The 13081-nt window shown below is 56.3% G+C and carries 6 protein-coding genes and 1 pseudogene; 3 read left to right on the plus strand and 4 right to left on the minus strand.

Annotation, left to right across the window (positions count from 1 at the left end):
• Positions 1 to 59: 59 nt before the first annotated feature.
• Entirely contained in the window at positions 60 to 806 is a 747-nt protein-coding gene (locus tag O2N64_RS01460) for a 2OG-Fe(II) oxygenase family protein (protein WP_271078526.1), read from the plus strand.
• Positions 803 to 1930, plus strand: a complete 1128-nt coding sequence (locus tag O2N64_RS01465) for a 50S ribosomal protein L11 methyltransferase (protein ID WP_271078527.1) — start codon at positions 803 to 805, stop codon at positions 1928 to 1930. Before O2N64_RS01460 ends, O2N64_RS01465 begins: the two co-directional genes overlap by 4 nt.
• Positions 1931 to 2041: 111 nt before the next feature.
• Here the strand turns inward: O2N64_RS01465 and O2N64_RS01470 are convergent, their stop codons facing one another.
• The 4 genes and pseudogenes from O2N64_RS01470 to O2N64_RS01485 all read right to left on the minus strand — a co-directional run bounded on the left by O2N64_RS01470 (position 2042) and on the right by O2N64_RS01485 (position 12457).
• Positions 2042 to 2218, minus strand: a complete 177-nt coding sequence (locus O2N64_RS01470) for a hypothetical protein (RefSeq protein WP_271078528.1) — start codon at positions 2216 to 2218, stop codon at positions 2042 to 2044.
• Between the two features lie 188 nt (positions 2219 to 2406).
• Positions 2407 to 10263, minus strand: a complete 7857-nt coding sequence (locus O2N64_RS01475) for a hypothetical protein (protein WP_271078529.1) — start codon at positions 10261 to 10263, stop codon at positions 2407 to 2409.
• Positions 10264 to 10496: 233 nt separating this feature from the next.
• Positions 10497 to 11594, minus strand: coding sequence for a TIGR03032 family protein (locus O2N64_RS01480; RefSeq protein ID WP_333781569.1), 1098 nt, complete (start codon positions 11592 to 11594; stop codon positions 10497 to 10499).
• A gap of 146 nt (positions 11595 to 11740) precedes the next feature.
• A pseudogene (locus O2N64_RS01485) lies at positions 11741 to 12457 on the minus strand (IS6 family transposase).
• A gap of 95 nt (positions 12458 to 12552) precedes the next feature.
• Here O2N64_RS01485 and O2N64_RS01490 point away from each other — a divergent pair.
• Entirely contained in the window at positions 12553 to 13014 is a 462-nt protein-coding gene (locus O2N64_RS01490) for a hypothetical protein (protein WP_271078530.1), read from the plus strand.
• Positions 13015 to 13081: the final 67 nt, after the last annotated feature.

A 13081-nucleotide genomic window follows, 5' to 3' on the forward strand; every position in this document is an offset into this window, starting at 1 on the left:
GCAGTGTTTAGGGCACTGTGGAACTGTAGATTTTTCCGATAGGCGGATTGCAGCAACTCATGGCCCTCAGCCCGATCCATCGCGTTCAACTCGCCACAGCAATTAATCCCAGCTATCTCGCTCCGCCACGCATTGGCGAGATCAAGCAGGCGCTCGATCGCGATCCGAACCGGCACGTCGTTCTCGACGATTTCCTTTTAACAAATCATATTTCCGCATTGAACGAGCTGATTACCCGGACTGGCGAGTTCGAACCCAATCTAAAAATCACGCCAGGTGCAAAGCGCGCTGAACACCTCACCGAAGCGCAACGCCGGTCGACAGTCGACCGCGACACTTTCGAACGCGTTGCGCCGGCTGACAGGTTTATCTCGCAGGAAACTTATGTCGGCGCGCCCTCCGCCACGTCGCAAACCCGCCCTGCGCGGACCGATGCGTTGGTTCGCTCGGTTTTTGCCTCCGAAGCGTTTCATTCGCTGATGGGAGAGCTATCGGGCATCCCCGTTCAGGAAACCCTCCCAATCAAATTGAAGAGGCACCGGAAAGGGCACTTCCTTCGCAGGCACAGCGACTCAACAGGGGGGCGGAAATTGTGCAGCGTTCTGTATGTCCATGAGCGATGGCTTCCCGAATTCGGAGGCAGGTTCGAGCTCTTCCGGCCGGATGGAACTCGCTATGAAATCGATCCGCTTCCCAACCGCCTGATCCTGTTCGATGTGACAATCGGGAATGAGCACGCAGTCCAGGATTTGGAACAAGTGCCGGATGACTGGTACCGCGCGAACTACAGTGTCTGGTTCCGATGATCGACGACGCAGCAACCAAAGGAATTGAGATGCCGCACGGCTTGTCCCCCTCATCGGTCCTCGAAGCCATGGCAAAAGCTGCTCATGGCGATGTAGCCAAGTCATTATCTGTCGCTCGCGCCTGCCTTTCAGCGGGGAACACGCAACTGGCCCATTCCCTCTTGGGAGATGCGCGAGAGCTTGCTCCTGAACACCCTGAAATCCGACTGTTGCAGAGGCAGATCGAGAGCCAGACGGCTCCGGCATGGCATTTCCGTATCGTTCAGGACACCGCGCGCAACGAAATCTACCAGCAGGCCATTGAACGCGCAGTCACTCCGTCCACGCGCGTCCTCGATATCGGAGCGGGCAGCGGCCTGCTGTCGATGATGGCTGCCCGCGCCGGAGCGAAAGAGGTCATCGCGTGCGAGCAGGATCCGATCGTCGCCGAAGCAGCGCGCTCGGTTATCCGTGCCAACGGCCTTGCAGACCGAATACGTGTCGTTGCGAAGTCGTCAAAGGACCTCGACGTTGACGCTGATTTGGGCGGCCCGGTCGACCTGATCGTATCCGAAATTTTGACAAACGATCTGCTCGGCCAGGATGTGCTGGCGGTCATGGACGACGTGCGGACCCGATTATTGGCACCGGGCGGTGCCATGATACCCCGGTCAGCCAAGGTGCTTGCAGCGCCCGTCTACTGGCCTGGCCTTTCATCACGGCAAATGGATATGATCAGCGGTTTCGATCTTTCCGCGTTCAATCACCTGATGAGTGCACCAATCGCCTTCCGTGCGAACGAGCCGTTTGAAATGAAAAGCGTGCCGATCGAGACCCTCGCTTTCGACTTCGAGCGCTCCGATGGAGTGCCTCCCCGCAAAGTGCAATTCGATGTAGGATCCAAAGGCGGCTCGATAGATGGCGTTCTTCAGTGGATGCGCATCGTCCTCGACGGAGACTCCACCTACGACGTGCTGGATGAGCACAAGGGAAGAGGCGCGTGGACACCTCAGTTCTTTCCCTGCATCCCGCAGCTTTCCAGCGAGCCGGGCGACATCGTGCGACTCTACTCGCTTCACGACAATTCGAGCGCCAGCAGCTGGGTACTGAGTGACACTGCTACCAACGAGAGCCTTCAGGATTGAGTTTAGCTTGCGTCGAACCGATTGCTGAAAATGAGCATTGGAATGGCGGTGCTGTCAGTCCAACTACAACTCGTCTCCGATTGGCGTAGCTGTATCCTTCCCCGGCGAGGTTCAGGCCATGAGGTTTTGCCACTCGGCCAGGGCGGCCGAGCGGTTTGCTTCGTAGGTTTTGGGGTCGGTGAGGTGGCGATCGAGGTTGAAGTGGTTATGGACTTTGACGTGAAGTGAGGTAAAGTTCTGTAAGCTCTTCACATGGCGGAACCGCAGCATCGCCTTTCCCCAGTTCAATGCGTCTGCTTGTTCAGCGGGCTCGCGCCGAAGCCCTGATAACAGAGACGAGTGCTGCGGGTGAATTGCGGTGCTGTCAGGCCAACAGGAATTCAGCTCCACACAGGCTGGCTTAGCTCGCCCTTACCTATGAGCGCCAACTTGCGAAAAGGTACTCTTGTGTCTGCCCAAACTCGCTAGGATCGCAATCAGAAGCGCAGTCTAATCCCGATGCTTCCACCCAAGCTGGAATACTCGCCCGAGAAATCGCCATCCAATTGGATAAACCCGTTCAAGGGTCCACTGCCGATGATGTTCAAACCAGCCTCAATGCGCGCATAGGTGTCTATCGAGTCATTCGTGAGGGCGAAGCTATCGCCTCCAGACACGAACAGCACCTGACCTTCACCCTGGAACTCATGGACAGCGCTTGCGCTCGCATAGTAGACAAGTCTCGTACCGCTTCCAATGTCACTTTGGCCGCCGATCCTGAGGCCCGCTTGGCCCCTGAGGCCATCAAAACTGTCCAATTCAAACTGACTTGAAGCAAGTTCGATCGTGTCCAAGTCGGTGGCTTGATATTCAATACTGACCTGTGGTTCGACGAAGAATTCAGTACCGGATGTCCGGTATCCAAATTGGCTACGCGCACCAAAGGCGCTGCCATCCGTACTTCCGTTCAACCCCTCAGCCGCAGTATCGCTCAGGTTTCCAGAAATAAAATCGTATTTGACCAGAACATCTGCGTAAAAGCCACCGGTACGATAGGTTATCGATGCCCCGACATTAAAGACGTCATAATCTGCTTCGTTTTCGCGCGCATCGAAGCTGACACTTGATGTCAGATAACCAGCAGTCAGGCCGAGGCCGAGCCCCTCGTTGTCAGCGCCCGCCCAGTCATAACCAAGTTGCAGACCAAAGAAGTCCTGCTCGTAATCCAACAGCGCATTTTGCGTCGCTGACGCGGTTGTGAATTCGACAGTGTTCTCGCGGTCAGCGACACTACCCGAAAGCGTCATCCAAAGCGGATTTGCAGCTTCTGGCGAAAAACGTGTGGCCTCGCGTTGCTGGGCCCAGATATCGGAACTGCGATACCAGAGAGACTGCGCAGTTTCACCAAGCTTGGATGCCTCAAACACGGCTGCCTCGACTTCGCTGCTCAAGGAGAAATCACCGTCTGCCGCATCAAACGCCAAGGTAACGGCCACAAATGGTGAGCTGTCGAGATCATCGACGCCCAAGGTGAATGCCCCTGCATCACTGCCAGCTCCAGCATCGACAAGCAGGATCGATTGGCCCAACCGTAGCCGCGTCATGGTATCAGAGACGGCAATTGTCGTCGCACCGGTGGCAGCGCCCTCGACTACCAGCAGATCACTTGCTCCCGTAAGATCAACGTCCAAGGCGAGGACGCCGCCTTCGCCAAGAAAATCGCCTGAGAGATTTAGCTGATCGCCGACAGTTCCATTCGCCATATCGATCAAGCCAGCATTTCTGGTCTGTTCAAGCGCGACAAAATCAACCTCTCCTGACACCGCCAATATGCCGGCATCAGCGATGGTGAATACGTCAGTGCCGCCGCCAAAGTCACTTGTACCGCTGGCAAGGAAAATTCCGAGATTCGTCAGAGTGTCGTCGCTGTCGGCGAAAGCCAGACGTCCTGCCAGCATTCCGCTATTGGTGAACGAAATGGGTCCCGTGGTGGTCGAAGTTGCTTCGAACGCTAGCGCTCCGCCGGTAAGCGTACCGGAACTGGTGACGTTCACCGCTCCACCATCGGTTGCCACTGAAACGCCATTCTCGACGCCGTAGGTCGTGCCAGCCAAATCGAGAGTAATGATCCCAGCGCCGCTTGTGGTGACGGCAATACCGGAGCCCGAGCCCATGATATCGCCGTTGCCTGCTACGGTTATGTCGCCGCCCGCAGCATCTGCAAGGATGCCATTCCCGCCAATGCCCATGATGGCATCGACGTCAGAAACAGTGATCGCTCCGCCCGACGATTCAAGGTCCAGGCCGTCGCCGGCGTTGCCCTGAACCAGATCGAGGTTTTGAATGACAATAGCTCCGCCGCCAGATCGGACATAGGCACCATCGGTAGCTCCAATGATCGTCCCAGACTGGCCTACGATCGTAATGTCACCCCCGCTCGACATTGACGCGATACCAGGACCACCGGTGCCCGTAACGACGGCGCTTGAGGCCAACGAGATACTGGTCGGGCCGGCTTCTGCCATTGTCACGATGCCAATGTCGCCAGTCACCTGATCGACAAATAGTGACAGAGTGCCCGTTCCATTCTGGTCAGCAAAAATCCCGCGACTGAACCCAGTGACCTCGCCAGCGCTCGTATCAATAAGTAAATCTGTGCCGGAGTTCTGTGCGAAGACGCCGTCATTCGCAGTTCCAGTCACATCAACCGCTGTGATGCTCAGCGCCCCGGCACCATTGTTGATGGCCACAATGCCCGAGAGGCCCGTGACAGTGCCCGTGGTGGTGACCGAAAGATCTGTGCCCGTCGGCGCAGAAAGCAATGCATTCGCCGCGAAAATGCCGGCATTATTCGCGCCGCTCACGTCACCGGCGATGATTGTCAAAGCGCCAGTTCCATAATTGCGCGCATCAATACCAGTGTTGAAACCAGAGATCAGTCCCTCTGTCGTTATCGTCAGGCCACTTCCGGAAGTGTTGGCGAAAATCCCGGCATTTGCTGTTGCAGTGATGTCGCCTGCCACAGTTATATTTTGCGCTCCCGCCCCGTACTGACGCGTGAGAATTCCGTACTGCGTTGCGAAGACGTCTTGGGCGGCAATTGAGACGTCGCCATCGCCATTTTGCTCAACTACAATACCCCGGCTCCCGCCAGTGATTGTTCCGGCATTGGTATCGATCGCAATGTCGCCGCCTTCTGACATGGCGACAATGCCATAATCCATGCCGCCGGTATTCGTAACATCGGCCGTGGAGATCGTTATTGCGTTACTACCAGACGCAGTTGCGACTATCCCGCTCAATGCGCTGATGACTGTTCCTGCAGTGCTATCGATCACAATGTCGGCAATTGAGCTATTCGCAACAACCCCGCTACCATCCGACGAAGCAACATCGCCTGCGGTGATCTGCAGCAGTCCTGTGCCGACAGAATTCGCGATAATCGCATTGCCTACACTGGTGACTGTGCCGAGGCTGGTGTCGATGGAAGTGCCGGCTCCCGCACTGTAAGCGCTTATGGTTCCATTCACATCCGCCGTGACAATGCTGAGCGCACCCAGGCCCAGGTTGGACGCGTAAATACCATAGTTTGCGCCGGAAACGGTGCCGGCGCTGGTGTCAATCGCGAGTACACCGCTGACAGCGCTGCTTGTAGCGACAATACCTGCTGAATTGGCGCTCGTTACGCTCGCAGTCGTAATCGAGAGATCTCCCGATCCCTGCTGGACCGCTTGGATGCCCTCACTGGCGGCGGCTATCTCCCCAGCCGTGCTGTCAATTGTCAGAGATGTGCCGGAGTTCTGAGCGTAAATGCCGTCATCGGTTATCGCAGTAACGTCTCCTGCGATGATTGATGCCGAACCAGTTCCGCCGTTGAAGACTTCTATTCCGTCTACTTGAGCGGTGACTTCGCCTGCGCTGGTATCGATTGCTACGCCGGTGCCAGATCGCAAGCGTGCAAAAACCCCATCCCCTTGAATGGCAGTGACGTTGGACGTTGTGATAGCGACTGCGCCAGCTGCCTCATGCACAACCAAAATGCCGCGAGCGTCTCCTGTTACATCAGAGGTGAGTACGGTTGTATCGCCGTCGCCGAAATTGCCGACCTCGATTCCATCATCGCCGCCGATAACCGTTCCGGCACGGGTATCAATAAAGATGCTACCAGCCGTTGGAGCAGCTCCTGCAGCGATGCCTTCCTGACTGCCGCCAGTGACATCGCCGGTTATAATAGAGGTAGACCCCGACCCAAAATTGTTGACGACCATTCCGGTAAGACCGCCGGTTACCGCACCAGCTACGCTATCGATTGAAATGTCAGTGCCGAAATGAATGACCGAAATACCGTGACCGTTGCTACCAGCTACCGCGCTCGTGCTAATCGAGGTTAAGCCGCTGCCCGTGTTGGCCAATTGTATTCCATCGTCACCACCAGAGATCGATCCCGCGGTCGAATTGACGAACATATCTCTTCCAGAGCCGGAAACGCTTAACCCGTCAACATTCGTCCCTGTGACGTTAGCCGTAGTGAGCATCAGCGAACCACTGCCGGAATTGCCTGCAACTATCCCGTTTCTATCGCCGAGAACCTCACCCGCCGAAGTATTGACGATCAGGTCAGTGCCAGCCGAAGAGTTGCTCGCAAATATCCCGTCGGATGACTGCCCGGTCACGTTGCCGCTGATAATCTCGAGGACACCGTTTCCCGCATTGGAAGCGAAAATTCCACCGAATGTTCCAACGACACTGCCCATCGACGTATTAATCGTGAGGTTGCTTGTAGACGCCCCTCTATTCTCCGCCCTTATACCTCTGCCATTGACCCCTCTCACAGCTCCGAGAGACGTAATCTCGAGTGCATCCCCGTCGAAATTGAGGGCCACAATTCCATCGTTGCCATTTCCAACAACATCGGCCGTCGTGATGCTCAAATCACCGCTGCCATATTGGCGCGCGTCAATGCCGAAGTCGGCACCAGATACGCTCCCTGCGCTCGTGTCGACAGCAAGCGTCGTTCCATAGTTCTGTGCAAAAATGCCTGAGGCACCCATCGCGACAACATCCGCAGTGGTTATCGAAAGAGCTCCGCTGCCGCGATTTCGCGCATCGATACCTTCGCTACCGCCTGTCACCGTGCCTGCTGTGCTGTCTATTGTAAGGCTGGTTCCACTAGTAGTCGCAAATATACCGTCAAATCTTGTACCAGTTACGTCAGCGCTGGTGATGATGAGGGAGCCAGACCCGCGATTCTGCGCATCAATCCCTTCATTTCCGCCGACAACCGTACCGGATGTTGTGTCGATGGCGATGCTGCCAGCACCATCGGTCAAGGCAAGGATACCGTCGCCCGTCCCGGTGACATCTCCAGTCACATCGCCAAGCGGCGTGACTGTCCCGATTGCGATATCACCGCCAGCACCACCGCGTGCATCCGCCAGGATACCTGCAGCACCTGTACCGGTAACTCCGCCAACCAGGCCAACCCCTTGGATCGAGATATCACCGCCATCACTGTCGGCCAGAATGCCGTTGCCGCCTGTACCGGTGATTGTCCCAATACCAGCGACTGTAATCGCGCCGCCAGCCGAACCCAAATCAAGCCCATCGCCAGCATTGCCGGTTACGCTGTCGAGATTTTGGACTGTGAGCTCAGCTCCCGCGGAGCGCGAGTAGATGCCGTCTGTCGCTCCGACGATATCGCCAGAAGAGCCCTGAATCAGGATATCGGCGCTGGCTTGTGTACTGGTCGCAACAATGCCGAAGCCTGCCAACCCGGTGACATCATTCACTGTAATCGAAACCTGGCCGCTGCCGTACTGCAGCGCTTGAATGCCGTCCCCGCCACCAGACACGGCGCCTGCGCTACTGTCTATCGAAAGCCCAGTGCCGTCATTGCGCGCGTAGATGCCGTCATCCGTCGCCGCCGACACATCCGCTGTAGTGATCGATACTGCGCCACTGCTATAATTAAACACTTCGACGCCATCGACTTCGGCTTCGACGACGCCCGCGCTAGTATCGACGGCTACGCCGGTGCCAGACCTCAGGCGCGCAAAAACGCCGTCTCCACGGACCGCGTTGACGTTGGACGTCGTAATTGCGACGGCACCCGCTGCATCGTGTAAAACCAAAATACCGCGAGAAACGCCCGAGACATCGGCGGCCAGTACAGTGGTATCGCCATCGCCGTAGTTGCCGACCTGAATACCATTATTCCCGCCATTCACGCTGCCTGCGCGAGAATCGATTAGAACGTTGCCTGTGCCTAGGAATGTCGAGACAAATACACCATTCGATCTGACGCCAGTAACATCACCGGTAATGAGCGAAAGCGATCCGCTTCCACCGTGAAAGATGTCAATCCCTACCAATCCACCACTGACGGTCCCAGAAGTGGTGTCAATGTCGATATCGGAGCCGCGATGAAACAACGAGATTCCATCACCAGAGGTGCCTGTAATATCAGCCGCTTCGATTGACGTAATCCCAGTGCCTTGTTGGCTCAATTGAATACCATCATTGCCGCCAGAAATTGATCCTGCCGTCGAATTGACGAACATATCTGTTCCCGAGCCGGAAACGCTTAAACCGTCAACATTCGTCCCTTTGACGTTAGCCGTAGTGAGCATCAGCGAACCACTGCCGGAATTGCCTGCAACGATCCCGTTTCTATCGCCCAGAGCCTCACCCGCCGAAGTATTGACGATCAGGTCAGTGCCAGCCGACGAGTTACTCGCAGATATCCCGTCGTATGACTGCCCGGTCACGTTGCCGCTGATAATCTCGAGGACACCGTTTCCCGCATTGGAAGCGAAAATTCCGCCAGATGTCCCGACGACACTACCTAACGAGGTATCAATCGTAAGATCAGTTGTAGAAGACCCCAGGTTCTGCGCCCTAATCCCTCTACCATTGAGCCCTCTAACTGTACCGGTAGATGTAATCTCCAATGCACCTGTGCCGCCATTGCGGGCGAGAATCCCGTCATTGCCATTCCCGACGACATCAGCAGTTGTTATGATCAAATCGCCATCACCATTTTGGCGCGCGTCGATACCGTAGTTTGCGCCAGATACGCTGCCTGCGCTCGTATCGACAGTAAGCGTGGTTCCGGAGACATAGTTGTAGGCAAAAATGCCTGAGCCGCCCGTTGCTGTAACATCCGCGGTGGTTATCGACAGCGCTCCACTGCCAAAATTGCGCGCATCCAACGCTTGGTAAGCTCCCGTGACAGTGCCACGGGTGCTATCAATTGTAAGGTTGGTCCCAAGATTTCTCGCATAAATGCCAGCGAGCATAGACCCCGCTGCATCAGCGCTGGTGATCTCAAGAGAACCGGACCCATTATTGCGCGCAAAAATGCCTCCAGCGCCCCCAGCAACACCGCCTGCGCTGGTGTCTAAATCCAGCGTTGTGCCATCGTTTCTTGCGTAGATGCCAGAGAAGCTGGAACTCGTTACATCGGCGCTGGTGATCGCGAGAGAGCCAGACCCGTAATTTCGGGCATCGATCCCTTCCGCGCCGCCCGAAACCGTGCCTGAACTTGAGTCGATGGCAATGCTGCCAGCACCACCGGTAACTGCAAGGATACCTTCACCAAAACCACTGACGTTACCGGTTACATCGCCGATCGGCGTGATGGTCCCGATCGCAATAACACCGCCACCGCGGGCGTTGGCCGAGATCCCGGCCGCACCAGTCCCGGTGACTCCACCAACAAGGCCAACGCCCTGAATTGAGATATCGCCGCCGTCGCTATCGGCCAAAATACCAAAGCCGGTTGCACCAGTGATAGTACCGATATCAGCAACCGTAATCGCACCGCCGAAAGAACGCAGATCAAGCCCGTCTCGGGAATTACCGGTGACGCTATCGAGACCTTCGACACGAATAGGACCACCAATAGCACTCAGGCGAAGTCCATCGGCCGACCCGATTACAGTCCCTGAGATGCCTTCAACAGATACCCCCAATGCACCAGCCGACGCTTGAATGCCTGAGCCCGTAAGATTGTTGATCGTCGTCGGGGTAGCCACTTCGCCGACAACAATCGTCAGGTCATCAGCCGTAGTAGAGACGCCATCAATCTCCGCCGGCGCTGCGGCCACGCAGGTGATCGTTTCACCGTCTTCGGCGATGCCATTGCCGTTTGTATCTTCACATTCTGCCGGGATTGCTTGTGCGAAAGCCGGGCTGCTTGCCGCGAGCAAGGCGACGGGCGCCACTCCCCACCGAAGCAATGCCATCGCGTGTTTGGCAATGACCGAACCGGTGCCCGGCTTTTCCGCAACCACATGTTCGGTGATCGCGAGATCGGGCGAATAACTTGCGGCCTGACCTTGCACCTTGGTCATCCGCCCACCACGCAGAAGAGCAAACTGCTGCAAACGCGATTGGTCATGATCTACATCAATGCGCCGTGCCTGTGTTACCTGTAGTTCCGAAGCCTTTGCCCGATTGCCCAAAATTTGCCCCCATCGCTCGCCTCAATCAGGCGCGATTCAATGAATCCGCGCGAGCCAATCTCAGCGCGGTGCATTTAGAATGCTGGCAGGATTCAATTATCAATGCAATGCAATAGCTTAGATTAAAGTGGCTCATGGGTAATCAGAGTTGCAGCATCGGCTGAATTTGGTGAAACTGTCATCGGACAAAGAAAGCCTTCGACCAGCTCCACATCGTATAATTCGCCGATATCTCCATCGATCCGGAACCAGTCGACGCAAGCTCCGCTTTCCAGATCGATTACCTGTACGCCGCACCAAGGCTCGCTGTCCGTATCCTTGAGCCGCTGCTCCAGCTCCAGCCCTTCAAACCGATCATAGCGAGGCCGAGAAAGGCCAACAAACGCGGATTTGCCGTGAAAAACCATGCCGCGAAGGAACCCCGGGCAAAATGTGAGCGGCTTGAAGGAGCCGAGGCCTTGCTGTTCGTCGGAAAATTCGACGCTGCCAAGCTCACCGGTACCGGCGTTAAGGACCCACAATTTGCCCTCATGCCAACGCGGTGAATGCGGCATCGAAAGCCCTTCGCAAACCACAGTATTCTTTTCGACATCGATCACAACACCGCCATTTGCGCGCCGATCGCGCCAGCCGTCGATCGTGTCGGACTTGGAAACAGCCGTTACAAAGGCAGGCTTGCCATCTCGCATCGCAAGGCCATTCAAATGACAACGATCCTCATCGACGATGTCACTTATGAAGTGGGGCTTCCAGATGGGCGCAAAAGAATGCCGCTGCGACGGCTTGGACAAGCAATTGAACCGTGTGTTGACGAAAACGATCTCACCTGAAGAGTCGATTCCAACATCATGCGCATCGAGCAATCCGGTTACCACTTGTGTGCGCGGCATGAAGCAAGCGTCATACAATTGATTGATGCGTTGATCAGGCTCCAGCACATTCTCAAGCCGAATGATCTGAGCTCCGGCAGACAGCACGAATCGACCTCTGCCGTCAGAACACAGCCCCATAGGCTTGGGCATGGCAGACTGATGCAGCTGTGGCTTTCCCTGAGGGCCGGCGCCCAGCATGTAAAGAAAGCCAGATTGGTAAGACGTGAAAGCAAGCGACACGTTCATCTGTGCCAAGCGCGAAACGATCCCACCTGAAAGCGAGTAACTAACCTTCGGCGGTGCGGCACCGGCTTGGCTGGCGGCGACCTGCTGAGCATCGACTGACATTGGAGTGGCACCTTTAACTTGAATCGCTTGGGCTTAGGGCGGTGTCAGGCCAATCGCAACTCGTCTTTAATTGGCATAGAAGAGTGCTGTCAGTCTAACTGCAACTTGTCTCTGATCGGCGCGGCAATCCCTTACCCGCTGTCAGCTTAGGCCATAACATTCTGCCACTCAGCCAGTGCGGCTGAGCGGCGGGCCTTGTAGGTTTCTCTGTCGATCAGGTGGCGTTCGAGGCTAAAGTGGTTGTGGACATTGGCATGGACCGAGGCGAACTTCTAAAGAGACCGCATCTGCCGGAACCGCAGCATCGCCCGTTCCCGTCGTCGGAACGGAAGGTGGCTGTTCTCGACCCTGTTGTTGGCCCAGCGACCTACCTCCTGCTTCTCTTGGTTGCCAAGCTCACTCATCGCCGCCCTGTACGAGCGCAGGCCATCGGTGGTGATCTCCGCCGGCGAACCGTGACGCTTCAGCGCCTTCTTCATGAACCTGAGCGCTGCTTTCTCGTCTCTCGTCTTCGTGACGTAGCTCTCGAGAACCTCGCCCTCCTGGTCGACTGCTCGCCACAGATAATGCATCTCGCCGTTGATCTTCACATACACCTCATCGAGGTGCCATTTCCAGTGGCGGAAGCCCTTCATCCGGCTCACTCGCTGGCGCCTGACATCAGCGGCGAACAGCGGCCCGAACCTGTTCCACCAGTGCCGCACGGTCTCGTGGCAGATGTCGATCCCACGTTCGGCCAGCAGGTCTTCCACGTTTCGCAGGCTCAGTGGAAAACGAACGTACATCATCACCACCAAGCGGATCACCTCCGGTGACGAATTGAAATAGCGGAACGGGCTGGCTGGTTTTCTAGGACGAGGCACCGCCCTGCCCTACCCCGCGCTCTTCATTCGTCAATCAGGTGCATTTGGTCTGACAAGGCCATCGAGAGGGTTTTGGCGCAGCGGAGGCAGAGTTTATGCTAAAGCTCGCCCCGCAAGCCGGCCCCTTGCCGCAGAGCAACACCGACACGATGGCTTGGGTCAGCGAAATCCGTATCGGTATCGAAGTTGCCTCTTCACCCTACCCTGGCATCAACACCGACGGGCCTTGGGTTACTGTTTCCGATCACGGGAACAATGCCGGCATCGTGCTAGGTGCCGTCGTCAAGCCTGCAAACTGGGGTGAGCTCGATGAAATCATGGTCGAGATGTTCATAGACGGTCATTCTGTTGGCAAAGCAAGTACGGCGTCGATGCTCGACGGTCCATTCGGCGCAGTGCGTTTTGCTCTCGCCAATCTCAAATCGCGCGGGATCGCACCGCAAAATGGCTTATGGATCTCGACCGGCGCCATCACGGGCGTTCATGAAATCGCTTTGGGACAGAGCGCAACCGCGAGATTCGCGGGGCTCGGAGCAATCAGCGTCAACATTGATTGAGAAAAAGCCGCAAAGTTTCTCTCGTACGATACATTGGAATGCGTTCGGTTTCACGAAAAGCATATGC

Origin of the sequence: Aurantiacibacter sp. MUD61 (assembly GCF_027912455.1) — a bacterium.
Classification (GTDB): domain Bacteria; phylum Pseudomonadota; class Alphaproteobacteria; order Sphingomonadales; family Sphingomonadaceae; genus Alteraurantiacibacter.

Coding starts and splice junctions, on each gene's coding strand:
- O2N64_RS01465 (WP_271078527.1), top strand. CDS start 803: ATGATCGACGACGCAGCAACCAAAGGAATTGAGATGCCGCACGGCTTG.
- O2N64_RS01460 (WP_271078526.1), top strand. CDS start 60: ATGGCCCTCAGCCCGATCCATCGCGTTCAACTCGCCACAGCAATTAAT.
- O2N64_RS01490 (WP_271078530.1), top strand. CDS start 12,553: ATGCTAAAGCTCGCCCCGCAAGCCGGCCCCTTGCCGCAGAGCAACACC.
- O2N64_RS01475 (WP_271078529.1), bottom strand. CDS start 10,263: ATGACCAAGGTGCAAGGTCAGGCCGCAAGTTATTCGCCCGATCTCGCG.
- O2N64_RS01480 (WP_333781569.1), bottom strand. CDS start 11,594: ATGTCAGTCGATGCTCAGCAGGTCGCCGCCAGCCAAGCCGGTGCCGCA.